31 protein-coding genes, 1 pseudogene and 1 riboswitch are annotated in these 24,918 nt (G+C 41.5%); of the genes and pseudogenes, 4 read left to right on the plus strand and 28 right to left on the minus strand.

From position 1 onward, the window contains the following. Window positions 1-87: 87 nt before the first annotated feature. The 6 genes from MHI35_RS10475 to MHI35_RS10500 all read right to left on the minus strand — a co-directional run bounded on the left by MHI35_RS10475 (window position 88) and on the right by MHI35_RS10500 (window position 4,599). The gene (locus tag MHI35_RS10475) at window positions 88-624 is read right to left on the minus strand and encodes a spore maturation protein (RefSeq protein WP_003216139.1); all 537 of its coding nucleotides are present in this window, start codon (window positions 622-624) and stop codon (window positions 88-90) included. 4 nt (window positions 625-628) lie between these two features. Continuing rightward, window positions 629-1,216, minus strand: a complete 588-nt coding sequence (locus MHI35_RS10480) for a nucleoside recognition domain-containing protein (RefSeq protein ID WP_012010425.1) — start codon at window positions 1,214-1,216, stop codon at window positions 629-631. Next, window positions 1,204-2,355: a D-alanyl-D-alanine carboxypeptidase family protein gene (locus MHI35_RS10485; protein WP_335349779.1), complete on the minus strand. Its 1,152-nt coding sequence runs from the start codon at window positions 2,353-2,355 to the stop codon at window positions 1,204-1,206. Before MHI35_RS10485 ends, MHI35_RS10480 begins: the two co-directional genes overlap by 13 nt. Window positions 2,356-2,664: 309 nt before the next feature. Then, window positions 2,665-3,144, minus strand: coding sequence for a YpuI family protein (locus MHI35_RS10490; RefSeq protein WP_119125063.1), 480 nt, complete (start codon window positions 3,142-3,144; stop codon window positions 2,665-2,667). A 113-nt stretch (window positions 3,145-3,257) separates the two neighbouring features. Continuing rightward, on the minus strand, window positions 3,258-3,851 hold the full coding sequence (gene scpB / locus MHI35_RS10495) for an SMC-Scp complex subunit ScpB (RefSeq protein ID WP_012010428.1): 594 nt from the start codon (window positions 3,849-3,851) through the stop codon (window positions 3,258-3,260). Further along, entirely contained in the window at window positions 3,841-4,599 is a 759-nt protein-coding gene (locus MHI35_RS10500) for a segregation/condensation protein A (protein WP_012010429.1), read from the minus strand. Before MHI35_RS10500 ends, scpB begins: the two co-directional genes overlap by 11 nt. Before the next feature lie 208 nt (window positions 4,600-4,807). On the opposite strand from MHI35_RS10500, the gene MHI35_RS10505 reads away from it, so the two are divergent. Both MHI35_RS10505 and MHI35_RS10510 read left to right on the plus strand, forming a co-directional pair. After that, the gene (locus tag MHI35_RS10505; protein WP_012010430.1) at window positions 4,808-4,900 is read left to right on the plus strand and encodes a YjcZ family sporulation protein; all 93 of its coding nucleotides are present in this window, start codon (window positions 4,808-4,810) and stop codon (window positions 4,898-4,900) included. An 87-nt stretch (window positions 4,901-4,987) separates the two neighbouring features. Then, window positions 4,988-5,512, plus strand: coding sequence for a DUF309 domain-containing protein (locus tag MHI35_RS10510; protein ID WP_144521160.1), 525 nt, complete (start codon window positions 4,988-4,990; stop codon window positions 5,510-5,512). 24 nt (window positions 5,513-5,536) lie between these two features. Here MHI35_RS10510 and MHI35_RS10515 read toward each other — a convergent pair whose 3' ends face one another. The 7 genes and pseudogenes from MHI35_RS10515 to MHI35_RS10545 all read right to left on the minus strand — a co-directional run bounded on the left by MHI35_RS10515 (window position 5,537) and on the right by MHI35_RS10545 (window position 9,874). Next, window positions 5,537-5,890, minus strand: a complete 354-nt coding sequence (locus MHI35_RS10515) for a GNAT family N-acetyltransferase (protein ID WP_088000942.1) — start codon at window positions 5,888-5,890, stop codon at window positions 5,537-5,539. A 113-nt stretch (window positions 5,891-6,003) separates the two neighbouring features. Further along, window positions 6,004-6,468: a 6,7-dimethyl-8-ribityllumazine synthase gene (gene ribH, locus MHI35_RS10520; RefSeq protein ID WP_012010433.1), complete on the minus strand. Its 465-nt coding sequence runs from the start codon at window positions 6,466-6,468 to the stop codon at window positions 6,004-6,006. A gap of 47 nt (window positions 6,469-6,515) precedes the next feature. Next, window positions 6,516-7,121: pseudogene (gene ribB / locus MHI35_RS10525) on the minus strand (3,4-dihydroxy-2-butanone-4-phosphate synthase); the annotation flags it as partial. 11 nt (window positions 7,122-7,132) lie between these two features. Continuing rightward, a complete protein-coding gene (gene ribE, locus MHI35_RS10530) occupies window positions 7,133-7,783 on the minus strand; it encodes a riboflavin synthase (protein WP_144521156.1) in 651 nt (216 codons plus the stop codon). 254 nt (window positions 7,784-8,037) lie between these two features. Further along, window positions 8,038-8,179: riboswitch (FMN riboswitch) on the minus strand. 105 nt (window positions 8,180-8,284) lie between these two features. Next, a complete protein-coding gene (locus MHI35_RS10535) occupies window positions 8,285-8,629 on the minus strand; it encodes a hypothetical protein (protein ID WP_034623431.1) in 345 nt (114 codons plus the stop codon). A 222-nt stretch (window positions 8,630-8,851) separates the two neighbouring features. Next, window positions 8,852-9,085 carry a DUF2164 family protein gene (locus tag MHI35_RS10540; RefSeq protein WP_144486435.1) on the minus strand — a complete coding sequence of 78 codons (234 nt, stop codon included), beginning with the start codon at window positions 9,083-9,085 and terminating at the stop codon, window positions 8,852-8,854. A 207-nt stretch (window positions 9,086-9,292) separates the two neighbouring features. After that, the gene (locus tag MHI35_RS10545) at window positions 9,293-9,874 is read right to left on the minus strand and encodes a TetR/AcrR family transcriptional regulator (protein WP_335349778.1); all 582 of its coding nucleotides are present in this window, start codon (window positions 9,872-9,874) and stop codon (window positions 9,293-9,295) included. A 244-nt stretch (window positions 9,875-10,118) separates the two neighbouring features. Between MHI35_RS10545 and MHI35_RS10550 the strand changes: the two genes are divergently transcribed. Beyond that, the gene (locus MHI35_RS10550; protein ID WP_335349777.1) at window positions 10,119-11,375 is read left to right on the plus strand and encodes an MFS transporter; all 1,257 of its coding nucleotides are present in this window, start codon (window positions 10,119-10,121) and stop codon (window positions 11,373-11,375) included. Between the two features lie 43 nt (window positions 11,376-11,418). Here the strand turns inward: MHI35_RS10550 and MHI35_RS10555 are convergent, their stop codons facing one another. Beyond that, entirely contained in the window at window positions 11,419-11,856 is a 438-nt protein-coding gene (locus MHI35_RS10555; protein ID WP_211064222.1) for a peptidylprolyl isomerase, read from the minus strand. 323 nt (window positions 11,857-12,179) lie between these two features. On the opposite strand from MHI35_RS10555, the gene MHI35_RS10560 reads away from it, so the two are divergent. After that, window positions 12,180-13,064, plus strand: coding sequence for a DUF1002 domain-containing protein (locus MHI35_RS10560; protein ID WP_041815682.1), 885 nt, complete (start codon window positions 12,180-12,182; stop codon window positions 13,062-13,064). A 237-nt stretch (window positions 13,065-13,301) separates the two neighbouring features. Here MHI35_RS10560 and lysA read toward each other — a convergent pair whose 3' ends face one another. The 14 genes from lysA to deoB all read right to left on the minus strand — a co-directional run bounded on the left by lysA (window position 13,302) and on the right by deoB (window position 24,830). Continuing rightward, window positions 13,302-14,627: a diaminopimelate decarboxylase gene (lysA, locus tag MHI35_RS10565; RefSeq protein WP_211064242.1), complete on the minus strand. Its 1,326-nt coding sequence runs from the start codon at window positions 14,625-14,627 to the stop codon at window positions 13,302-13,304. 115 nt (window positions 14,628-14,742) lie between these two features. Then, a complete protein-coding gene (locus tag MHI35_RS10570) occupies window positions 14,743-16,215 on the minus strand; it encodes a spore germination protein (protein WP_151021299.1) in 1,473 nt (490 codons plus the stop codon). Then, complete coding sequence (locus MHI35_RS10575) at window positions 16,169-16,777, minus strand: stage V sporulation protein AE (protein ID WP_151021297.1); 609 nt, start codon at window positions 16,775-16,777, stop codon at window positions 16,169-16,171. Before MHI35_RS10575 ends, MHI35_RS10570 begins: the two co-directional genes overlap by 47 nt. Window positions 16,778-16,783: 6 nt before the next feature. Beyond that, a complete protein-coding gene (gene spoVAE / locus MHI35_RS10580; RefSeq protein WP_012010442.1) occupies window positions 16,784-17,134 on the minus strand; it encodes a stage V sporulation protein AE in 351 nt (116 codons plus the stop codon). Further along, window positions 17,134-18,150 (minus strand): stage V sporulation protein AD, encoded by a 1,017-nt coding sequence (gene spoVAD / locus MHI35_RS10585; RefSeq protein WP_211064220.1) that lies wholly within the window; start codon window positions 18,148-18,150, stop codon window positions 17,134-17,136. The genes spoVAE and spoVAD overlap by 1 nt, the downstream gene beginning before the upstream one ends. Window positions 18,151-18,162: 12 nt before the next feature. After that, window positions 18,163-18,615: a stage V sporulation protein AC gene (gene spoVAC, locus MHI35_RS10590; RefSeq protein WP_144521147.1), complete on the minus strand. Its 453-nt coding sequence runs from the start codon at window positions 18,613-18,615 to the stop codon at window positions 18,163-18,165. Window positions 18,616-18,634: 19 nt separating this feature from the next. Then, window positions 18,635-19,051 (minus strand): stage V sporulation protein AB, encoded by a 417-nt coding sequence (locus MHI35_RS10595; RefSeq protein WP_088000925.1) that lies wholly within the window; start codon window positions 19,049-19,051, stop codon window positions 18,635-18,637. Beyond that, complete coding sequence (locus tag MHI35_RS10600) at window positions 19,041-19,661, minus strand: stage V sporulation protein AA (protein ID WP_211064219.1); 621 nt, start codon at window positions 19,659-19,661, stop codon at window positions 19,041-19,043. The genes MHI35_RS10595 and MHI35_RS10600 overlap by 11 nt, the downstream gene beginning before the upstream one ends. Window positions 19,662-19,775: 114 nt before the next feature. Continuing rightward, window positions 19,776-20,543: an RNA polymerase sporulation sigma factor SigF gene (sigF, locus tag MHI35_RS10605; RefSeq protein WP_003215778.1), complete on the minus strand. Its 768-nt coding sequence runs from the start codon at window positions 20,541-20,543 to the stop codon at window positions 19,776-19,778. A 13-nt stretch (window positions 20,544-20,556) separates the two neighbouring features. Then, on the minus strand, window positions 20,557-20,997 hold the full coding sequence (spoIIAB, locus tag MHI35_RS10610) for an anti-sigma F factor (protein WP_012010447.1): 441 nt from the start codon (window positions 20,995-20,997) through the stop codon (window positions 20,557-20,559). Then, window positions 20,994-21,347: an anti-sigma F factor antagonist gene (gene spoIIAA / locus MHI35_RS10615; RefSeq protein ID WP_335349776.1), complete on the minus strand. Its 354-nt coding sequence runs from the start codon at window positions 21,345-21,347 to the stop codon at window positions 20,994-20,996. The genes spoIIAB and spoIIAA overlap by 4 nt, the downstream gene beginning before the upstream one ends. 161 nt (window positions 21,348-21,508) lie before the next feature. Further along, window positions 21,509-22,663: a D-alanyl-D-alanine carboxypeptidase family protein gene (locus tag MHI35_RS10620; RefSeq protein ID WP_201792261.1), complete on the minus strand. Its 1,155-nt coding sequence runs from the start codon at window positions 22,661-22,663 to the stop codon at window positions 21,509-21,511. 157 nt (window positions 22,664-22,820) lie between these two features. Then, entirely contained in the window at window positions 22,821-23,633 is an 813-nt protein-coding gene (locus tag MHI35_RS10625) for a purine-nucleoside phosphorylase (RefSeq protein WP_119125069.1), read from the minus strand. A 12-nt stretch (window positions 23,634-23,645) separates the two neighbouring features. Further along, window positions 23,646-24,830, minus strand: a complete 1,185-nt coding sequence (gene deoB, locus MHI35_RS10630; RefSeq protein ID WP_335349775.1) for a phosphopentomutase — start codon at window positions 24,828-24,830, stop codon at window positions 23,646-23,648. Between the last annotated feature and the right edge of the window lie 88 nt (window positions 24,831-24,918).

Below are 24,918 nucleotides of genomic sequence, written 5' to 3' on the forward strand. Positions count from 1 at the left end.
AGCATTCGTGGAAAAATAAGCGATTCGTCTGTTTAATTTCAGCTAAAAAGCCATTTTCCATCCATTGAAAGACAAAAAAGCGCCTCTTTAGGCGCCGCTAAATAACAAACTGACGATGATAACAGATGCAATGATGCCAATGAGGTCCGCTAATAGACCTACTTTCAGCGCATCTCCCATTTTTTTAATACCGACTGCCCCAAAATAAACCGTTAAAATGTAGAGCGTGGTATCAGTTGATCCTTGCATGACAGCTGCGAGTTGTCCGATAAAAGAATCTGGTCCATATGTCGCAATGAGGTCTGATGTCATCCCGAGTGCAGCTGTGCCAGATATCGGACGAATAAACGCAAGCGGCACTACTTCTGCTGGGAAGCCGATTGCTGTAAACACGGGTTTTAACAGTCCCATGACAAAGTCAAGTGCACCAGACGCGCGGAATATCGTAATGGCCACGAGCATGCCGACTAAATAAGGAATGATTGAAAAGGCAATTTGAATACCCTCTTTCCCGCCCTCGACAAATGTTTCATAGGTCGGTACCTTCTTAATGGTTCCCGCAATTAAAATGCCTGCGATGATCAGTGGGATCAAAGCAAGTGACAGCCAGTTAATAAATGACACGAGATCACCCCCGCCTGCTTCTGCGATAGTGGAAATAGCGATCAATGAGAATGGCACCAATGCCTGAAATGAGTGTCGCCAAAATGGTTGGGCCCACAATGTCTGTTGGCTGATCTGCACCATAGGTCATTCTAATTGCAATGACAGTTGTTGGCACGAGTGTGATAGAGGATGTGTTGACCGCTAAAAATGTAATCATGGACCGGCTTGCTTCATTTTTCCCGCCGTTTAATGCTTTCATCTGCTCCATTGCCTTAATTCCAAGCGGTGTAGCGGCATTCCCGAGACCAAAGAAATTCGCCATCAGATTGGACAAAATATATCCCATCGCAGGATGATTAGGCGGAATATCCGGAAATAGCTTTGAAATAAAGGGACGGCACAATTTACTAAAGAAATTTAACAAACCTGCCTCTTCTGCAATCTTCATCAGCCCAAGCCAAAAAACAAGGACACTAATCAGACCAATTGAAATGGTCACTGCTTCCTTTGATCCTTTAAATACAGCTTCGTTTACTTCCTCCATCGTTCCGTTGAACATCGCATACACAAGACCGATGACAGTGAGGAATACCCAAATTAGATTGACCATGAAGATCCGCCTATCGATGTCTGAAAGACAGACTTAAACATTTCTTGGAAGCTTTTTTGAGGCATTCGATTTCGTTTATTTTCATAAAAAATCGGTACTTGCTCGATCACCTGACCATCTAATAAAAACGTCATTTTCCCTACAACATCTGGGATGGCTTCGGCGTTTTTTGCCCACTTCTTTTGAGGAGTAAGCATTTCGGTTTCAATTTCTACTAGCTTTTTCTCATCTTCATTTAAAAAATAGTCCACATCACGTTTGATAAATGCCTTTTTTTCGTAAAAGGTTCCTTTTAATGAAGCGAGTCTTCCTTTTTCAGCAAGTACGTACGTTTTATAGTGATCAAACGCATATTCAAACATAGAGATATGATCCTTCCAATCATCTGGCGCATTAATGGTCACAGCAATCAGCGCTGCATCCCCTTTTGCAGCAGTAGAAACAAGTGTGCGTTTTGCAAGTTTTGTATATCCTGTTTTCCCCCCAGTAGTATATTGATATAAACCAGTGAGGAGCTTGTTTTTATTTTTCCAATAGCCTTCCATCGTTTTTGCTTTATAGAAAGTCGTGCCCGCAATTTTTTGATATTGTTTATGCTCCATTGCGTATTTTGTTAAGATGGCCATGTCATAGGCTGATGAATAATGGTTCTTATGATCATCGAGTCCATGCGGATTTTGAAAATTCGTATTCTCCATTCCTAGTTCAGACGCTTTTTGATTCATCATAAAAATAAATCCTTCTAAGCTACCGCCCACATGCTCTGCAATGGCAACAGCTGCATCATTTCCAGAACGCAGCATAAGCCCGTATGTCAAGTCTTCTAAGCTCACCTTCTGCCCTTCTTTTAAATAAATCGATGAGCCCTCTGCTTGAATCGCGCGCTTTGATACTTTGACGGTGTCTTTCATTTTCCCTGATTCAATAGCTAATACCGCCGTCATAATTTTCGTAATACTGGCGATTCTTCTTTTTTCATGCTCGTCCTTTCCAAATAGGACTCTGCCTGACTGTCCATCTATTAAAATGGCGCTTCTTGCACTCACCGATAATGACATATCTGCTTTGGCATGTGAGGAAAAAGGCAGTAAGAGTGTAAATAGAAGAAGGACTGCTGTTCCAATTTTTAAATAGGGCATGTTCATTCACGTCCTTGTCCGTTTTGTACAAGTGTATGCGCGGCTGAAAAAGTTATGATGCCTCGTCCATAAAAAAAAGCGTCTCTCTATGTAGAGACGCTTCAGCGTGTAGACAAACCCTCGCATTCGTTGTCAGATCTGCGCTCCGGTGCTCACGAATGTCAAATTCGCTCCGCGCCAGTACTCGTCCTTCCTAGACTACAAAGGTTTTCTATCACGCTAAAAGACAAAGGGCTAAAATTTAGATCATTTTAGCCCTTTGTCAACAATTTGAAGCGTCTCTCTACGCAGAGACGCTTTTTCCTCTTGCTATACCATTTTCATTTGCTGATGAGATGTCGTATATTCTAGCTCTTCTCTCATCACTAAAAAATCTTTTTCTAATGAAGAAAATAATCGTTTGATCTCAGCGGATACTTCATGGTGGAAAACAATGCTGCTCTTTCCTGTATACGCGGAACGGCTGTCCTCATACCATGTATCCTTTTTCGGCGTGAAAAACTCTTCAATACATTGATGATAAATACGGTGAAGCGTCTGCTGTGCGGCTTGCTGCGGGAATGTCTGCTGCTGGCTGATTTTCCTGCAAACTGCCGCTGCATCCTCGCTGTACACTGCAAGCTTCCGTAATGTATTCAATATGTCACAATAATAGGCTTCCGCTTCAGGGTTTAATCGTTTCATACTTGATAAGGTAGCTTCGTTCAGAAAACCATTCATTTCAGTTGCAACCTTTGATAAAAAGACGCCTGCTTGATCAACTTGAGCCTTTACATTCATATGTGCCATTTGTTTTGTGTTTACCTTCCCCTCATGGCTTTATGACCATTTTATCTGACATCAATAGATGTTAGACCTAAAATCTTCTTTATATTTTATCATACATTTTTCATTCTTTTGAACTATTTTATCTCTTCAAATGTTTGATTGAAGTTTTCAAAAAATAGATCAGCCTCTTCTTGTACACCATCTGCTTCCACATTCTCTGGAAGCGGCGGTAATTCATCCAATGCCTTTAAGCCAAACTGCTCTAAAAATGTAGGTGTTGTCCCATAAAGAATTGCTCGCCCAGGGCCATCGGCACGTCCAACTTCACAGAGTAGCGCTTTGGCTACTAAACTATGAAGCACTCGCTCTGATTTGACTCCTCTAATTTCTTCAACCTCACTCCGTGTGATCGGCTGTTTATAAGAAACGATTGCGAGTACTTCAAGCGCTGCCTGAGACAAACCTTTGGATGGGGTCTCGACTAATTTTTTTAAATAAATGCTGTATTCCTTTTTCGTCAGCAGCATATAAGAATCTGCATATTCGATGAGCTCAATTCCTCGTTCTTGTTTTTGATATTCTTCCTTTACGGCAGACATCATGTCAAGTAACGCTACCTCTTCTACTTCAAGAACAGACATAAGCTGTTTTTTTGTTAAGCCTTCGTCACCTGCTGCATAAAGCAGCGCTTCTATGATGGCTTTCCAATTCACGATATCAAGCGTCATGAATCGTTTCACTCCCTATTATATAAATGTCTTCAAAGTTTCCTTCCTGCTCTAACATGATTTGATGACTTTTCATCAATTCAAGAACAGCAAGAAACGTCACGACAAGGTGCTCCTTTTGATCATGTTGAAATAGAGTCATGAAATTGGTCCGCTTTTTCGTTTTTCTTAAATGGTTCATAATCTCATTCATTTTGTCTTCAATCGGGATTTCTTGTCTTGTAATCCTAGATGGTGCTGGTTTCGTTATTTTTTTTCGGTTCAATACCTTTTGGAACGCACCTAACATATCATACACCGTGACATGTAAGTTTGTGTCCTTCGCTTCCGATTCTTTTGCAAATTCGCTTAAATCACTCGGAGGTTTTGTAAAGGCATTTTGCCTTTCTTCCTCGCGTTCCTTTAGTTCTTGTGCGGCATCTTTATACTTTCGGTATTCAATCAGTTTGCCAATCAGTTCTTCTCGAGGGTCCTCTTCCTCTTCAAGCAGATCTTCATCAAATAGCTCTTCCTCTTGTTTTGGAAGGAGCATTCTGCTTTTAATACTCAGGAGGGTTGCAGCCATCACCAAATATTCACTTGCCACATCAAGTTCAAGCTCCCTCATGGTATGGACATATAATAAATACTGCTCCGTAATTTTAGCAACGGGAATATCATAAATATCAATTTCCAACCGGTTAATTAAATGTAAAAGTAAGTCCAATGGACCTTCAAACGAATCTATTTTCACCTGATATTCCAGCATTTTTTCTCACCATTTCTACTGTCTTCTAAGTACCGTTTCACCGGCTAACCTTTAGTATAAGACAGGATAAAGCTCTCGTCCAATATAATTTCGACCATGATGTCTTAGGCAAAATAAGAAAAACAGTGGTTTCGCCCATACCACTCAGGGCATTTATACATAGAATACCATTGTAAACAGAACTGATGAAAAAGGAGGCCGTATCATTATGGGAGATGGCTATAACTTTGGCGGAGGTTTCGCGCTTATTGTCGTGCTTTTCATCTTGCTGATCATCGTTGGCGCGGCTTGGGTTTATTAAAGAAACAGAGCGTCCTTTCACGAAGGGCGCTCTTTCTTCTTTTCTTTTCAATATGTTAGACTGAGAGTGGAAAAGGAGATGACCACTGTGTATCCTGAAGCGTACGTGGCTTTTTTACATGAATTTCATACGACAAGAGATTATTTTGAGTGTCATGAAATTCTTGAGGAATATTGGAAAGAAGACCCGCCTGAGCAGCGCAAAGAATATTGGGTTGGCTTCATTCAGCTTGCCGTTGCTCTGTATCATCAAAGACGGGGAAATGGAAAAGGTGCAAAACGGCTCATGTCAAATAGCCTTCACTTACTAGAAGCAAACCGGTCCGTATTATCGAATCTCGGCCTGGATGATGAGGCGTTTCTCAAACTTCTGAGAATGCTAAAGAAGAAAATGGCTGAAGACATGCCATACGAAAGTGTGATGCTCCCGATTAAAGATGAAGCACTCCTGTCTCTCTGCCAAGAAATAGCTCAAAAAGAAGGACTGACCTTTGGCCAGGAGAGTAACTTATCCCACACATTTTTGATTGAAAAACATAGACTGCGTGACCGGACAGATGTATTGCTTGAACGAAAAAGGCAAATCGAACGTAAAAAAAGCAGAGGACTGTAGCCTCTGCTTTTACATGTGTGATATTTAGTTTGTTTCGCTGTGACACTTATGAAAGAAGCCTTGCGTTAATTCATTTGGAATGAGTGTTTTGGTTTTGAATACCTCTTCCACGGCTAAAACCATTTCCTTGCCGATTCCTTGATCTCGATGGGATGGATTCACACTAATATGCTCGATTTGTACTTGGTCGTCTGTTTTCAACACACCAATGGCACCTACGATATCCTCACCATCTTTCCAAAGGAACAGCTGCCGACTTTCATCCATTTCATAAGACTTCATCGTCTGCTGAAGCTGTTTGACGTCTTTCTCACCCGGCATGAAGGAGAGTAGCCCCATGGCAATTTTTTCAAAAGACCTCTTATAACGAATTAACATATATACCCCTCAATATTCAAATTATCCTTATGTCCAGCAAATGTCTCACGAATCATTTGCTCATCACACATTATAAACATTTTTATATCGTTTTTAAACTCTTTTTCACTAAATTAACGAAAGGTTCGATTGAGATTCGCCATTTCAATGGCAGCTGCAGCCGATTCGCTACCTTTATTTCCAGCTTTTGTGCCGGCTCTTTCAATAGCTTGTTCAATGGATTCTGTTGTGAGTACACCGAAGATAATCGGTACCCCTGTTGACATAGCACTTTGAGCAATTCCTTTAGCAGCTTCATTACAAACATAATCGTAGTGAGTTGTTGCGCCCCTAATTACAGTTCCAAGTGTAATGACAGCATCATATTTCTCTGTTTCAGCTAGTTTTTTTGCCATATACGGAATTTCAAAAGCTCCCGGTACCCACACGACATCAATATCGTCACCGTTTGCTCCGTGTCTGAGCAATGTATCTTCTGCTCCATCAAGCAATTTACTTGTAATAAAGTCATTAAATCTCGCGACGACAATTGCAAATTTTAGTCCTTCTGCTACTACATGCCCTTGTATTGTATTCATATGTTGATCATCCTTTTTTGTGATTTTTATTTTGTTTCGATCGTTGCTGTTTCTTTATGATGTAAATAGGTCTGCAATGCTTCTATTGTCAGCATCTTTAGTCCGTGCTGTTTTTGGATATCTTTTAATTCTGGAACACGCGCCATTGAGCCATCTACATTCATAATTTCACATATGACACCCGCCGGCTGTGAACCTGCCAGTTTCGCAAGATCTACCGCTGCCTCTGTATGACCCGGTCTTTCTAGTACGCCGCCTTCTTTTGCAATGAGCGGAAATACATGACCTGGGCGGGCAAATTCTTCTGGTGTTGCGTCTTTATTTAACATGGCAAGCATGGTCATAGAGCGCTCAAAAGCACTAATACCAGTCGTCGTTGTCACATGATCGATGCTCACTGTAAAAGCTGTATGGTGTGCATCTGTATTTTGTTCTACCATTGGATGCAGGTTTAGGTGTTTGGCAATCGACGCATGGACCGGCGTACAAATGAGACCTCTTCCATGTAAAGCCATAAAGTTAATCACTTCAGGCGTGGCATGCTCAGCAAGTGCCACAAAATCTCCTTCGTTTTCTCTATCTTCATCATCCACTACGATAATGATTTCTCCTTCTTTTAGAGCTTTTACTGCTTCTTCTACTGAATGATACATACAATCGCCTCCTAGAATCCGTGCTCTTTTAAAAATGATGGGGTCAATCGGGATGGTTGCTTTTCGCTTTGTTCTTTTGTTAAGAAGCGATAAATATATTTACCGATCATGTCACACTCTATATTCACAATCTCTCCCATAGATTTAGTCGGGAAAATAGTTCCTTCGAGCGTATGGGGAATAATAGAGACTGTGACGTGTGAATCTTGCAAATCGAAAATGGTTAAGCTGACACCATCTATTGCGATCGAACCCTTTTGTGTGAGCATATCTGTGAGGGTCTTGTCCATCTCTAAATCATAGTAAATGGCATTACTTTTCTTTTCTATTCGGGTAATGACTGCTGTCCCGTCAACATGGCCTGAGACAAAATGACCGCCGAATCGTCCATTCGAGGACATGGCTCGCTCTAAATTCACTGGACTTCCTGATGTCAGCTGATCTAGTGATGTCGCTTTGACCGTCTCTGGCATCACATCTGCTGCGAACTGTGCTTTTGTAAAGCTTGTGACAGTAAGACATACACCATTAATCGCAATACTGTCTCCAAGGTGAACATCTTCTAGCACATGGCTACACTGAATGACAATTTCCATGGCATCTGCTGACTTTTTACTTAATGATTGAACGGTGCCTACTTCTTCAATTATCCCCGTAAACATGTGATCCTCCCTTTCTTTTCATTTGTATTTCTCACTTTATAAAAAAGCGATGTTAGGGACATGTGATCGATTGAACACCTTCGTCGCTTTTTATGGTCCATACAAGGTAGATGAGGGATCACCTAATAAACACTGTATGCCAGTTTATTCACTACATGTACATACAGAAAGCCCCGGAAAAAATTCCGGGGCTTTGGCTTTTTTGCATCAGAAATAAAACTATGATCAACAAATATTTTTCGTTCATAGCTTTCTTTATCCTTCTCCCATCCAGACTTTCACTGTCGGCTTCAGCTTTTCACTGAATCAACCGTTAATAAATTAACGGGTCACGGGCTGTAAAGCATTTGCTTTATTACCGTCGGTCGGGATTTTCACCCTGCCCCGAAGGATACAATCGATATTTAGCTGTCCTTAGGGGCTATTATAGCGATCCTCGTTGTCAAATGCAACAATCAAGATTTCTCACAAAAAAAGCCTCCTTATAGGAAAGGAGACTTGTTAATTAACGACTTTTACTACTTTTATAAGACCATCTATTCTTTTTTCATTACTAAAGTAGGCTTTAATACGATCACCTTTCTTCAAGTCAGCCACATCATCTTCAAATTTCTTTCCATTAAAAATGATTTTCGTGCCGTTTTTTGCTTGACCGTAATATTCATCTCCATCAATTTTCGTAATGGTATATTCATAGATGGTATAATCTTTATCATTATTTGTTAAGCTTTCACCGATGGCTGTTGGCACGTCTTCAATTTTCATGCCATTCATGTATAAATAACCTGCGCCTAAACAAAGCAGTAAAACAAATAAGATGGCCATTTTTAATTTAATTTTCCCCATATTTAGAACCTCCATCATCTGCACTTCGCCTATTTGTATGTTTTATTCCTTCTTTTGATGAAATAAAACCAAAAAGCTGATTTCCATTAATGGTTACTTATATAACGATTGAGATGGACCTTTGGTTCCACCTTTTCATCATTACATATGATACGAATATGCGTTCTTTGTTAAGGGGGTCTCTTTCCTCTTTATCAGTAGCAAGACGTACATCATTGATGATCATCTTTTTTCAAGTGCGAATAAATCTTCCTCTAACAATTGCGATCTCTGAACAGCGATGTCCCGGCTGTCACGAACCCCTTGATTATAATAATAGCTTCCAAGGTTTTTTGTGATAAATTCTAGTATATTGATGGCTGCTAATTCACCAATTTCTTCTTCTCGTTCTTCGGCAAAGTAACGCTGAATGGCAATCATCATTTGATTTTTTTCTTCTTTTGTTAAAGGTTTCAAATTATCTCCTGCTTTCTTTCAGCATGATCACGCTTTTTTGATTTGTACTGGCAATGTGGTGACACCTACAAATGCGAATGTTTGTTCTCTTATCATATCACAATATCGAGTTTTGTGCATCACTGTCCTAAAAGAAAAAGCGTATTTTGAATGTCAAAATACGCTATCGCTCTTATTGAAGGAGGATACCATAGCATGTTGGCCATTTTATTTTAATATGGAAAGTATCGTCGCTACAGAATGATCTACAAATGAACGCTCTGGACGAGATTTCATGAGAACGGTCAGTCCAATGAAAGAAACGACGAGTGTTTGTGCTAAAGCTTTCGCATTCAGGCTGCTTTTGAGCTCACCTAAGTGAATACCTTGAACAATTCTTTCTTCAAATATGACGGAAAGATACATCTGATGCTCTCTTGTAAGAATTTCAAATTTCTCTTCGTGTGGCGCAAGTTCCACTATTGTATTGATGCAAAAACATCCTTTACTCGGACCCTCTCTGTATTCCTCTTCTACTAAATCTGCATATAATGCATGAAATGCTTCTTTGACAGAAAGATTGTTTTGAAGTTTTGTTCGAATATGGGCAGCATGGTGCTTTGTATATTTTCGTAATGCGGCCTCAAATAATTCCTCTTTATCTCCAAACGCTGAGTATAAACTTGGTCGCTGTATTCCCATTTTTTCAGTCAAATCGCTTAATGTAGTAGCCCTATACCCCTTTTCCCAAAAAAGCATCATTGCCTCATCCAACGCTTTTTCCTTGTCAAATTCCCGTTGTCGAACCATCAGTAATTCCTCATTTCAACAATAAAATTTTTAACAAATTCAGCCATCTATATATCAATCTTTATTTTGATTACCAATCGGTACATTATCATTTTATTTTACCGACTTACTATTGTCAAATTGCCTTCCTCTTTCAAGATAAAAGTATTGACTTTAAAATGTTTTGATCGTTATCCTTAACAAGAACCATAATATACTGATCAGTATATTATACCTTTCAGTAAAAAAGGAGACGATGAAATGCATGGCGAAAGAAGAAAACACTTCCATTGAACATCTTGAGCTGGAAACGGCTCATTTACAAAACAAACCGAAACAAGCAATGACTCGCTATATGGCTCTGCTGTTTGCGTCAGCCTGCGGAATGGCAGTTGCAAACATATACTTTGCACAACCATTATTAGACTCCCTCGCATCCGAGTTTGGTATCACCTATTCATCTATAGGCATGGTCATTACGATCACTCAGCTTTGTTATGCACTGGGACTGCTCCTGATTGTACCACTTGGTGATTTGTTCAACCAAAGGCGGCTCATCATGGCTCAAATGCTTGTTTCCATATTATCTCTGATTCTAGTCGGCATCGCCCCTTCTGCCGCCGTCCTGTTCATAGGGCTAGCTGCTGTCGGTATGCTTGCTGTGGTCACTCAGGTACTCGTAGCGTTCGCCGCGACATGGGCTGCTCCTGAAGAACGAGGCCGTATCGTGGGTTTGGTTCAAAGTGGCATTGTGATTGGTATTCTCCTCGCACGAACGTTCGCTGGAATACTAACCGATCTCGCCGGCTGGAGGTCAGTCTATCTCGCGTCTGCCGTTATGATGCTCATCATAACAGCCGTGTTATACCGGTATCTCCCGCGCACTGACAGCATGAGAGCGTCAATATCCTATATGAAGCTGCTCGCTTCAATGTTTACATTGTTAAGACAAGAACGAATTCTTCGTATCCGAGGTATACTGGGTTTTCTGATCTTTATCGTGTTTGGTACGTTGTGGACTTCGCTCGTGCTACCTCTCAGCAGCTCGCCATACAATCTTTCACATACGGCGATTGGTGCATTTGGTCTTGCCGGAGTTGCAGGAGCTTTAGGCGCTGCCCAGGCTGGAAGCCTTGCTGATCGTGGCTTAGGCCAATTAACAACTTGTATCGCCCTTGTCCTATTATTCGTTTCATGGTTTTTTATCTTTTTCACTGAATATACACTTATTTTATTAATCATCGGTATTATCATTCTTGATCTATCTGTGCAAGCTGTTCATGTGACCAACCAAAGTATGATTTTCACAGTGCTGCCTGAGGCGAGAAGCCGGCTGACTGCTGCTTATATGATTTTTTACTCCCTTGGCAGTGCGACTGGTTCCATTGCTTCCACTAGCATATATGCAAACAATGGCTGGAGCGGAGTATGTTTATTTGGCGCCTCTGTTAGCGCCATTGCATTTTTATATTGGTTCATCACCTACCGCTTCACGAAACAAGTAACCTTCAAATCCGATTGATAATAAAAAAACACCGCGTTTAAGCGGTGTTTTGCATTAAGCATTAAGCATCGAAAACTTCGACTTTTTCCATTCCTTGGCCTTGTTCCATATCTAGAACAGCCTCGATACCAGATGTTACTTTGCCAAAAACAGTGTGAACACCGTTTAAGTGTGGCTGCGGGTCATGTACGATAAAGAATTGGCTACCGCCCGTGTCTTTACCAGCATGCGCCATAGATAATGAACCTCTTTCGTGCTGATAAGGATTCCCTTCTGTTTCACATTTAATTGTGTAACCAGGACCACCAGTTCCATTACCGTTTGGATCGCCGCCTTGGCTTACGAAACCAGGGATTACGCGGTGGAATTTCAATCCATCGTAGAAGCCTTCATTCGCTAATTTTTCAAAGTTTGCTACTGTACCTGGAGCAGCCTCTGGGTATAGTTCAAACTCAAGTTTCTTACCATTCGTTAGTTGTATGTATCCTTTTTTCGCCATTTTCCACATTCTCCTTTCAGGTTAAACAACGCTCATTATAGCACATTTTCGGTCATGTTAAACATCCCCTGCTCTTTGATTGTGATTTACCTCTTTTCTTAGGATTGATACAATAGTAGAGCTTAATCCTTTTTTCCTATTAAATTGATGACAGTATGAGCAACATGTCTTTATTTTTTGGAAAAGGAAAACATCTTAAAAAGAAAATTGAAACGTCGAATCGATTTGTTACGTCTATATGATGGAGTACATTTCTTTACACGTGTACTCAAAAGATGCGTTTCTCTTGAAAGAGGAACCCTTTCGACTTGAAGGAGGTCAACATGTTTAAAAAATCAATGCTTGGTATGATGGCAGCGCTCCTTTTCCTTATTGGTGCGCCAAAAGTCAGCTTAGCGGATGCAGCTGTCGGCGATGTCATCGTCACACTTGGGCAAGACTTAACTCCGGCTGATCGCCAGAAGGTGCTTGACGAGTTGAATCCACCTGAAAATGCGACAAAAATTGAAGTAACCAATAAAGAAGAGCATGAATATTTAGGAAAGTATATCCCTCGTTCTTCTATCGGGACGAGAGCATTATCATCATCATCTATCACCATAGAAAAATCAGGTACTGGTCTGACTGTGGATACACATAACATCAAGACCATTACAGATGAGATGTATTTAAATGCTTTAATGACAGCCGGTGTCAAGGATGCCAAAGTTGTTGTGACTGCACCGTTTGAAGTTTCTGGTACAGCCGCACTGACGGGTTTATTAAAAGCCTATGAAGTGTCTAGCGACAAAGCTATCCCAGAAGATGTGAAGCAGGTAGCAAACGAAGAGCTTGTGACAACGTCTAAATTGGGTGACTCCATCGGGAAAGACAATGCGTCTGCCCTTATCGCAAAAATCAAGGATGACATTGCGAAAAATGGTGTCCCTAAAACAACAAAAGAAGTAGAAGAAAAAGTGGATCAGGCTGCTTCTGATTTAAACTTAAATCTAACGCAAGAGCAAAAGGATCAGCTTATTTCACTATTCGATAAAATGAAGAACATCAATATTGATTGGAACCAAGTAGGATCTCAAATCGATAAAGCAAAAGACAAGATTACGAAATTCATAGAATCAGATGAAGGGAAAAACCTACTTCAAAAGATTTGGGATTTCTTTGTCTCCATTTGGAACGCGATCGTCTCTGTATTTACTGGAGGAAAATAAGTCATCATAAAAAGCTGCCTGGTATACAGGCAGCTTAGATTGTTGACAAAGGGCTAAAATGATCTTGATTTTAGCTCTTTGTCTTCTTTTCAGCGTGATAGAAAACCTTTGAAGTCTAGGAAGGACGAGCATCGGAGCGGAGCGAATTTGACATTCGTGAGCACCGGAGCGCAGATCTGACAACGAATGCGAGGGTTTGTCTACACGCTGAGCTGCCTGGTATACAGGCAGCTTTTTTTACGTAGATGATTTTACTTTTGATTGATACGGTAAATCAAGTTTGACAATATCCGCATATGTTTCGCGTTCAACGACAAGCTGCGCTTCCCCGTCTTCTACAAATACGACAGCTGGGCGCGGGATACGGTTATAGTTGTTAGACATACTGTAGCCGTAAGCTCCGGTACAAAAGACAGCTAATAAGTCACCTTGTGATAACTCTGGCAAATCGATATCCCAAATAAGCATATCACCACTTTCACAGCATTTCCCTGCAATGGAAACCGTTTGATCGTGCGATTGACTCATTTTGTTGGCACTTGCTGCTTCATATTTCGCTTGATATAAAGCTGGACGAATGTTGTCACTCATTCCCCCATCTACCGCAACATAATCGCGAATACCAGGTACGTGTTTTGATGAACCGATTGTATAAAGCGTTGTCCCTGCATCACCAACAAGAGAACGGCCTGGCTCAATCCAAATCTCCGGCATATCAAACGCATAGCGTGTCACATTCTCTTTTACAGCTTGGATAATTTTCTCGACGTATTCTGTCGCGGGAAGTGGTTCATCCTCTTCTGTATAACGGATACCAAAGCCGCCGCCTAAGTTTAATACGGTCGAAATAAAACCAAATGATTCTCTCCATTCATCCAGCTTCAAAAAGATCTTGTCTGCTGCAAGGACAAAACCAGCTGTATCAAATATTTGTGAACCGATATGGCAATGTACGCCCAACAGCTCAATCACTTCTGATTCAAGCACTTGTTTCACCGCTTCATCTGCTTGTCCATTGTGAAGGTCAAAACCGAATTTAGAATCTTCTTGGCCTGTTGTAATATAATCATGCGTATGCGCTTCGACACCTGGTGTGATACGCAGCAGTACTTTTACTTGTTTTGACAGCTCTTGACCAAGCTCTTCAAGAAGCTTCATTTCGTAAAAATTATCTACAACGATACAGCCGATCTCGTTTTCTAACGCCATTTTTAATTCATCTCTGCTTTTATTGTTACCATGGAAATGAATTTTTTCTACCGGAAACCCGGCGCAAATGGCTGTGTGAAGCTCCCCGCCTGATACGACATCAAGAGATAATCCTTCTTCTTTGGCAAGCTGAAACATCGCGATGGAGGAAAATGCTTTACTCGCATATGCTACCTGCGCCGTTAGTTCTTCTTCTATAAATGCTTTTTGAAAGCTTTTTGCGCGCTCCCGTATTAAAGCCACATCATATACATAAAGTGGTGTCCCGTACGTTTCAGCTAAAGAAACGGCATCAACACCACCAATTTCTAAATGACCGAGTTCATTTTGTCTGCAAGTGCCGTGTAAATACAATGTCATTCCCTCTTTCTCCGCCTCGGCTGAAAAAAGACAGCTGCGTGAGCTGCCTTTTGCCGTTTCTCAAAGTTAAAAATACAATATCACAATCTTCAGCCACTTTCAATGAGCGTTAAGAATTTGGCGGAATTTTTGATCTGTTTTGAGGGTGGACAATGCTTGGCCTTACTTTTGAGCCAGGAACAGACGTCCGAATTAACACTTGCCACAAAGCCTTCCCGTTAAAAGGAAGGAATGGCCACATATAAGGCGTCTGCAATGAACGAATGGATGTTAAGTAGATGAGTAACAACGTAAAACCAATGATGAGTCCATTCAGCTTAAAGATCGCCACAAGCGCTAATATGATGAGTCGTACAATCTTATTGGCGACACTCAGCTCATAGCTCGGGGTTGTAAATGTACCGATAGCTGCTAGTGAGACGTATAAGATGACCTCTGGTGTAAATAAACCGACATCAATGGCAATTTGTCCAATTAAAACAGCCGCAATCAGTCCCATGGCGGTCGACAATGCGGTTGGCGTATGAATTGCAGCCATCCTTAAAAATTCCACCCCAAAATCAGCTAGAAATACTTGTAAAATTACAGGGATATGAGACGGTTTGTTAAAACCAATATAGTTTAAATGATCTGGCAGGAGACTTGGTTCAAGGATAAACAGAAACCAAATCGGTAAAAGAAACGTTGAACATAAAATGCCTAAAAAGCGAACCCATCTTAGGAACGTCCCAACTGCAGGTGCCTGGCGGTATTCTTCTGCATGTTGAACGTGGTGAAAAATGGTGGTTGGCGTAATGATGACGCTAGGAGATGTATCCGTAATAATGATGACATGCCCTTCTAGTATATGGTTAGCGGCAACATCTGGACGCTCGGTGTAACGTACAAGGGGAAAGGGATTATATCCTTGTTTAATAATGAATTCTTCAATCGTTTTATCAGACATCGTCAGCCCGTCGACTTTGATTCCTGACACTTCTTTCTCTATGATATCGACAAGATCTGGGTCGGCAATATCTTCAATGTAGCAAACACATACATCTGCTTTCGAACGTTCGCCTACTTTAAGCATTTTGTATCTCAGTTTTTCATCTCGCACCCGTCTTCGTATGAGTGCTGTATTGACAATAATGTTTTCAACAAAACCGTCTCTTGCGCCCCGGACAACCTTTTCTGTATCCGGCTCCTCTGGCGTTCTGCCAGGATAGCTTCTGACATCAATGATAAATGCGTAGTTTTCACCTTCAACTACAACTGCCACAAGGCCCGACAACACTTGGTCTACCGCTTCATCAAGTGTTTCAACCTTTGAGACCTGCTGATTGACAAGACGGTTCTCAATCACACGGGCCATGTCATCTGATTCAGGTTCGTTGTCATTGATTTCAACTAACTCTTTTAATAAGTAGATGACATACTGTGTATCACATAGTCCATTTACATAGTAAAGTTGGATTTCCTGATCGTGTATATAAATTTTCCGCACGCCAAGGTCAAAGCTGAGCCCCATTCCGACATTTTCTTTAAAGTAATCTTCATTTTTCTTCGGATCTCGGTACACGTTTACCTTGTCTTTCTTCATGGAAACCACTCCTTTCTAAAATTAATTCAACTGCTTTCATTGTGATCGGAGATCCTTTGCTCAGATCATCTTTCCGTCCCATTTTGCCAATATCTCCAATTCCAACAACAAGTGGAAGATCGAGCGAGTCAAGACAATACACGGTATCTCCGCTCATTTTATGAGGCTCCATTTCGGGAAGACCATGCTTGTCGACACCGTATTCTGTCAGTTCACCCTCACGGTCAATGGCAACATGAACCTTTGTCCATTCAGCTTGATGCGTTTTGGATGCAACGGCGATCGCCCCGATGACTTCAATTTCAGGGTGACGCGCCACATGCTTCATCGCTATCTCCCCTGTTCCTTCGCCTGTCAGGCCAGAATCATCAAACATGACAAATACTGGATCATTCGGCGTTTTTAAAATCATCTGCACAAGTTCAGGTCCTGTTCGTTTGCTTGGATTTCCTTTTGAGCTGGAAATACATCGCCCACCGACATTTTTAGCAGCAAGCTCAATGGTTTTGGCAGCATATATATCTCCGTCTGTCACTAAAATGACTTTCCGTCTTTGCCCCATATTAGGTTATCCTTTCGGTTTAAAGATAAGAGCGATAAGAAATGAGAATAAAATCGCAGCTGAAATCCCAGCAGAAGTTAATTCAAAAATACCGATCCCGATTCCGATGAACCCGTGTACATCTGCCTGATGCATCGCTCCATGAAGCAAGCTATGGCCAAAGCTGACGATTGGTACGGTTGCCCCCGCACCCGCAAATTCAATAAATTTATCATAAATACCGAATCCGTCTAAAATGGTACCCGCCACAACAAAGGTAGTCATGACATGTGCAGGCGTCAGTTTGAGTACGTCTAGTAAAAGCTGACCAATGACGCAAATAAGTCCGCCTGCAACAAAAGCGATAAGATAATCCATTAGCTCTCTCCTCCTGCACGCTCAAATACGACACCGTGCGCAATGGTTGGAATGGTCTCTTTTTGCTGGACCATCATAGGGCTTAGTAGCGCTCCGGTTGCCACAACGAGTACTCTTTGCAGATTCCCTGCTTTCATTTCTTGAAAAATGTGACTAAATGTCACAACAGCTGAACAAGCACAGCCACTCCCACCAGCGAACACATTTTGATCGGGTGTATAGATGATTAACCCGCAATCATCATGCTTCCTCCCAAGTTGAATGCCTTCTTCCTTCAGAAGATCCTTTAAAATTGGTGAACCAATACCAGATAAATCTCCTGTTAAAATCAGATCGTAATCGTCAACCGTTCTTCCGAGGTCTTCTAAATGCTGCTTAATGGTATCCGCCGCTGCCGGCGCCATGGCCGATCCCATATCAAATGGATCTGTAATCCCAAGATCCATCACCCTGCCTACTGTCGCGCTTGTAATTTGAATTGGAGAGGGCGCCTGGCTAATAATAACGGCCCCGCTCCCAGTGACAGTACTTGTAGCTGTATCTGGTTTTTGTCCGCCGTATTCTGTTGGATTACGAAATTGGCGTTCTGCCGTTGCATTATGACTGCTTGTCGCTGCAATGGCTCTATTGGCAAAACCGCCATCAATGAGTGCTGACGCAATGGCGACCGATTCCATTGAGGTTGAGCATGCCCCAAACAAACAGAGAAACGGGATTTTCAGTTCTCTTGCCACATAGTTTGCTGTGACGTTTTGGTTAAGTAAATCCCCTGCCAGCAATAGATCAATATCGTTTTTTTGTAAATTTGCTTTTGATAAAGCACTGGATATCGCATCTTCCATCAGTTTTCTTTCAGCCATTTCCCAGTTCTTTTGATCACAATGCATTTCATCATACGTTTTATCAATTAAATGACCAATCGGTCCTTCTTTTTCTTTCGGTCCTGCAGCTGTTCCCTCTGCATTGACGTAAAGCTTGTGCTCAAACACCCAAGATTGTTTACCTGTTAGTTTCACGTTTCATTCCTCCTACGAAAACATCTTTTCAAAGATGTATCGAATGATCCCTACGACATATGCCGAGACGACACCAAACACAATGACGTTCCCAGCGAGTTTAAACATATTGGTGGCGACCCCTAAAACAAGCCCTTCACTTTTATGCTCAAGGGCAGCGCTTGTCATACTGTTAGCAAATCCTGTCACCGGAACAGCCGATCCCGCTCCAGCAAACTGGCCAATTTTATCGTATATACCGATACCAGTTAATATAGAAGAAATTAAAATGAGGGTCGCCACTGTTGGGTTCCCTGCTGTTTTTTCATTAAAATCAAAAAAGTGAATATAGAAATTTTGCAGCCCCTCGCCTATGGCACAGATCAATCCACCAACAAGAAAAGCCTTGATGCAGTTGAGGACATAAGGAGGTTTAGGCTGATACGTTTTCACCTTAGATGGATAGTTCTCTTTTAAACTCGACACGGTTGTTCCCTCCAAATTTTTAAATATAAATTAGCCAATGGAATAGTGAACCAAACACTTTGCCTAAGACAATGGCCATGAGAAGCAAAACAATTTTCCCGTCCATTCCAATTCTTTTCGTTAATATAGGAAGTACATTTAAGACTTCAGTCAGAGCAGCTGCAAGCATGCCGACGAAAATGCCAGCCAAAAGACCGATCGGGAGCACAAGCCATTTGGATAAATGCAAATGCACTTCGCTCAAGGTTGCCCAGCCGCCAACGACCGCTCCGGTGATGACAGCTGCCTCGTATCCTTGTATGAAACGCTGCGTTTTCGTTAATTGCATTAAACGAGGGATGATGCCTAGCACTGCGAGAAATGCCACAAACCCTGCTCCTACCGTTAAACCGCCGCCAAGTCCAACTAACGCGACAAAAAGCCACTTACCGATCATGGATATCTTTCATTGTTTCTTTATTTTCTTTAAGGGCGACATATTGATCGAGATCGAGCTGGTATTTAAACATTTCCACTTCGAGCGGACTTGGTTCTTCATTTAAACGCTTTTTAAATACATGATTGAAAAATAAAATCATGCCAAAGCCTAGTCCGAAGCTATATGGAATTTGCAATAAATAAGGATGCTCAACCGTTTTTCCAGTGATCATTTCATATAGGCGGATATGGACGAGCCGCATACTGACATCCTCGTGGAAATTCATAATGGCAAGCGCCGCTCCGACAAATAATAAAAGCCACACGAACACAAATAATACGGGAGAAAGCTGGCGTTTGCCTGTATCAATTTCAACAATGGCTTCAGCGCCTCCGACAGTTTGAATGTCGATGGCTGGCCATGTTTTTTTGATCGTTTTGACCACATGCATGATATCAAGAACGGCAATGTGACGATCCTTTTTACTGACATGATATATCGGCATCTTGCTAAGCTTTTGCACAGCCAACTCATCACCAGTGATTTGGGCGATATCTTCTAAATAAATGAGCTGATCATTACCGGTCTTAATGCGATGGCGCAGCCGAATAAAGATTTGTCCGTCCATCCAAGTCACTTCCTATACGATGGGTTAAAAATAGTATGTGGTGAAAAATGGTTCTCATACCGAGAGAACTTCATTTACCGGTAATTACCACACAAAAAAAGCCAGCCGAATTGGCTAGCTCTCTTTTTGATCCATTTGCATTTGGATTTGTTTTAAAATTTTCTTTTCAAGCCGCGAGACTTGTACTTGTGAAATGCCGAGTCTCTCCGCTACCTCAGATTGTGTTTGGTCTTTATAATATCTTAAGTACACTATGAGTTTTTCTCGTTCTTCTAATTCCTTGATCGCTTCTTTCAGCGCGATTTTATCAAACCATCTTTCTTCTGAATGATCGGCAATTTGATCAAGTAATGTAATCGGGTCCCCGTCATTTTCATACACCGTTTCATGAATCGACGATGGCGTTCGGACCGCTTCTTGGGCGAGGACGACATCCTCTGGTGTGATATCTAGATATTCGGCTATTTCCTGGACGGTCGGCATTCTTCCGTGAGACTTAGACAATTCATCTCTTGCCCGCCGGATTTTATTTCCGAGTTCCTTTAGTGACCGGCTGACTTTGACTGTTCCATCATCTCGAATGAATCGCTGGATTTCACCAATAATCATTGGAACAGCATAGGTCGAAAACTTCACATCATATGACAAATCAAATTTATCAACGGATTTTAGTAGTCCAATACAGCCAATTTGAAACAAATCATCTGGTTCATATCCTCTATTTAAAAAGCGCTGAACAACGGACCAAACAAGACGCATGTTTTTTTCTACGAGGAGGTCTCTTGCTTGCTGATCACCGTCTTGGCTTTTTTTGATGAGCTCTTTGACTTCATCATTTGACAGCTGGGCTTTTTTCGCTTGCTTTTTTACCTCCACATCCATATGAGCAGCTCCTTTAATTACAAAGCGCTTTGCTTTTTGATAGATGCTTTGTTAAACGGATGGTTGTGCCCATTTCTGGAGATGAGTCTATCATGACATCATCCATAAAATTCTCCATAATGGTAAAGCCCATGCCAGAGCGTTCTAAGTCTGGTTTTGTCGTGAAAAGTGGTTGTCTTGCTTCTTCAAGATCTGTAATGCCCATTCCTTCGTCACGGATGGTCAGGTACACAACATGGTCATCAAGTGTGACTTCGATATGCACCTTGCCATCTGGATTTCCATCGTAGCCATGGATAATGGAGTTTGTCACCGCCTCTGACACAACCGTTTTGATTTCAGTTAGTTCATCTAATGTCGGATCAAGCTGGGCGATAAACGCTGCGACTGTTACCCTCGCAAAGGATTCATTTTGACTTAAAGCAGAGAATGTCAGGTTCATTTCATTCCTCATGATGCCACCCCCAATGTTTGCAATGCCGTTTGCTCTGAAGGCTCCATACGGATAATTTTAAATAAGCCAGACATATCAAATAACCTGTTTACTGCTGGCGAGATAGCACAGACGACCATTTCTCCACCAAGCTGCTTAATTTCTTTATATCTTCCTAAAACCACTCCGAGACCTGAGCTGTCCATAAACGTTAAATCAGCCAAATTCAGCACAATGTGGCGAATGTCCTCTGTTTCCAAATAATTCGTCACCTTTTGTCTCAATGTTTCTGCGGAGTGATGATCGAGCTCTCCTGTTAATCGAATGCAAAGTACGCTCTCTTTTACTTGAAAATCAATATCAAGGCTCATCTTTGTATTCCTCCTTGCTCTAATTTCGGATAAAGATTGTTTCTCTTTTTTATTAAGTAAATCCTTCACCATGACAAAACTAGTGACCATTCGTCACATTTAGATGTTCTTTTCTTCTTCTCATAGCAAAAAGACTGCCAATTACAGCAGCCTTTCACATTTTATTTCCATTTCACAAATTCAGCCATCGCTCGTTTGAAGAATGTCCAAACGCCGGCTTTTTCCATTCCTTCTTTGGCTTGTACAGGGCTTTCATGCAACACTTTTCCGTCTTTTTTCAAGACAATGGTTCCAAGTTCCGTTCCTTTTGAGAATGGGGCCGTAACATCCTGAGACAATTTGATTTCTTTTTTAATCTGATCCACATTTTCGCCTTTTTTCGTTAAAAGGGAGATTGGTTCAGAGGTGACAAGCTGAATTTTTTTCTTTGTCCCTTTGCTTACTTTGATTTCCGCTACATCTTGTCCTCGTTTGTAAAGCGGGTGTGTGGTGTATTGACTAAATGCATAGTCTAACATTTTGACCACTTGGGCGTTTCTGTCTTTCGGTGTACTTGCCCCGAAGACAACTGCAATGACGCGCATGTTTCCTTTTTTAGCGGATGCGGTCAAACAGTATTTGGCTTCGCCTGTAAAACCTGTTTTCAACCCATCGACACCTGGATAAAATTTAATCAATCGGTTCGTATTCACAAGCCAGAATTTTTTATCGGTGTTTTGACGGAGGTAGTCTTCGTAGACACCTGTAAATTTGGTGATTTGTTCATATTTCAACAGCTCTTTTGCCATTTTAGCCATATCATGAGCTGTACTGTAGTGGTCTTTTTCAGGAAGTCCTGTTGGGTTTTGAAAGACCGTAGAGGTGAGGCCAAGTTCTTTTGCCTTCTTGTTCATTTGCTCCACAAATTGTTCTTCAGATCCTGCAATATGCTCTGCCATGGCAACTGAAGCATCATTTCCAGACGCAATCGCAATGCCTTTCAGCATTTCTTTCACGGTCATTTCTTCTCCAGGTTCAAGGAAGATTTGTGACCCTCCCATTGAAGCTGCATGGTCACTTGTTCTTACCTTGTCAGTCATTTTCAGTTTTCCTTGATCAATCGCTTCCATGATGAGAAGCATCGTCATGATTTTGGTCATACTTGCGGGTGCTAGCTTTTCATCGCTGTTTTTGTTGTAAAGCACTTTTCCCGTGTCACGTTCTATTAAGATGGCTGATTTGGCTTCGTGTGCCAATTCTGATGTTTGTTTTTCTTCTGGTTTTTCAATCTTTTCTTTTGCTATCGCTGATGGTGAAACCATTGAGATAAGGATCATTAAAGTAAACAATGCACATATATGACGTTTCAAGTGGCAGACCTCCATTATCGTAATCCTTTCTATTTTTTCCTCATCGAGGCTGTTTTATTCAGAGATCGTATGATTGCCATAAAAAAAGCCTTCTGTCGATAAACAGAAGGCTTCTTGAAACATGCTATGAGAGTTGTTTGACAATGTCTTTGACTAAATCAAGGAAACTTGCTTTCACTTTTTCCGTTACTTCAATGACTTCATCATGAGACAGCGGCTGATCTAAAATACCTGATGCCGCATTAGAAATGCATGAAATACCTAGCACTTTGATTCCTGCATGACGCGCAACAATCACCTCTGGGACTGTCGACATGCCTACAGCATCTGCGCCAAGTGTTCTGAGATAACGAACTTCAGCTGGTGTTTCATATGAAGGACCTGTCATCCCTGCATAAACACCTTGCTGTACAGATATGCCTAAGCGCTGAGCTGTTTCTTCTGCAAGTGCCAGCAAATCTTTATCGTACGGGGCAGACATATCAGGGAAACGAACGCCTTGACTGTCATTTGGTCCAATTAATGGATTGGTCCCCATCATATTGATGTGATCTGTAATCAGCATGAGATCGCCTGGATGGAATGAAGTATTTACACCGCCGGCTGCATTTGTCACAATGCATGTCTCAATGCCAATTTCTTTCATCACACGGACTGGAAACGTCACTTGCTTCATATCATATCCTTCATAGAAATGAAAACGTCCTTGCATCGCACAAACGACAGTGCCTTTCAGTGTCCCGATGACGAGCTGTCCTGCATGACCTTCTACTGTTGAAACAGGGAATCCAGGAATATCTTCATATTTCAATTTGATTGGATTTTCAATCTCATCTGCTAAAATGCCAAGCCCTGAACCTAAGATCAATCCAACTGTTGGTACGTATGTCGATGCTTGTTTAATGTATGCCGCCGCTTCTGAAAACTGTGCTCCCACGAGATTTCCCCCCTATTTGAGTTTAGATAAAAAGCTTGTGCCGTATTTTGGCATCGTTGTCTTGAAATTGTCTGCGACCGTTGCTCCAAGATCAGCAAAGGTTTTTGACGTTGGCAGTTCATTTGCTCCTTGATGCTTTTTGCTGTAAGCAATGAGCGGAACATATTCTCTTGTATGATCTGTACCGTGATGAACAGGGTCATTTCCATGATCTGCTGTAATCACAAGAAGATCATCTTCTTTTAACAGGTCAAACACTTCAGGAAGACGGGCGTCAAATTCCTCTAGTGCTTTTCCGTAGCCCTCTGGATCTCTTCTATGTCCGTAAAGAGCATCAAAATCAACAAGGTTTAAAAAGCTGAGTCCTGTAAAATCTGTTTTAAGTGTATCGACCAGCTTGTCCATTCCGTCCATGTTCGATTTTGTTCTGAGAGAAGAGGTGATTCCTTCGCCATCATAAATATCAGAGATTTTGCCGATCGAAATCACATCGAGCCCACTATCTTTCAGCTCATTCATCACTGTACGGTCAAATGGTTTTAAAGCATAGTCATGACGGTTTGGTGTTCTGACAAATGCGCCAGGCTCCCCGACAAATGGACGAGCGATAATGCGTCCAACCATGTATTTTTCATCTAATGTGAGCTCACGTGCAATTTCACAAATACGATAAAGTTCTTCTAATGGCACCACTTCTTCGTGCGCAGCAATTTGCAGCACAGAATCCGCAGATGTATAAACGATTAGATCGCCTGTTTTCATGTGCTCTTCGCCAAGCTCGTCTAAGATTTCAGTACCAGACGCAGGTTTATTCCCAATAATGCCTCTACCTGTTTTTTCTTTTAGTTCATTTAAAAGTTCATCTGGGAACCCGTCTGGAAAAACTCTGAACGGTGTGTCTATGTAAAGACCCATAATTTCCCAGTGTCCTGTCATAGTATCTTTACCATTTGATGCTTCCTGCATTTTCCCATAATACGCAAGCGGTTTCTCATCCGCTGGAATTCCTTTGATTTCTTTAATATGACTCAGCCCAAGCTTCGCCATATTTGGCATATGAAGCCCGTTCATTTTTTCAGCAATATGTCCTAGTGTATCTGCACCTACATCATTAAATTCAGCAGCATCAGGTGCTTCCCCAATTCCTACTGAATCCATTACGACGAGGAAAATGCGTTTATACTGATAATCAGGCATTAAAAAGCGCCTCCTTCAATATTCTTGTCTTTTAACCTTTTAAAAAGAGAGGTCTGACATCTCAAGTATAAACCGTTTACAAGCTGGT

The sequence above is a fragment of the Bacillus sp. FSL K6-3459 genome (assembly GCF_038003305.1).
GTDB classification, from domain to species: Bacteria; Bacillota; Bacilli; order Bacillales; family Bacillaceae; genus Bacillus; species Bacillus pumilus_O.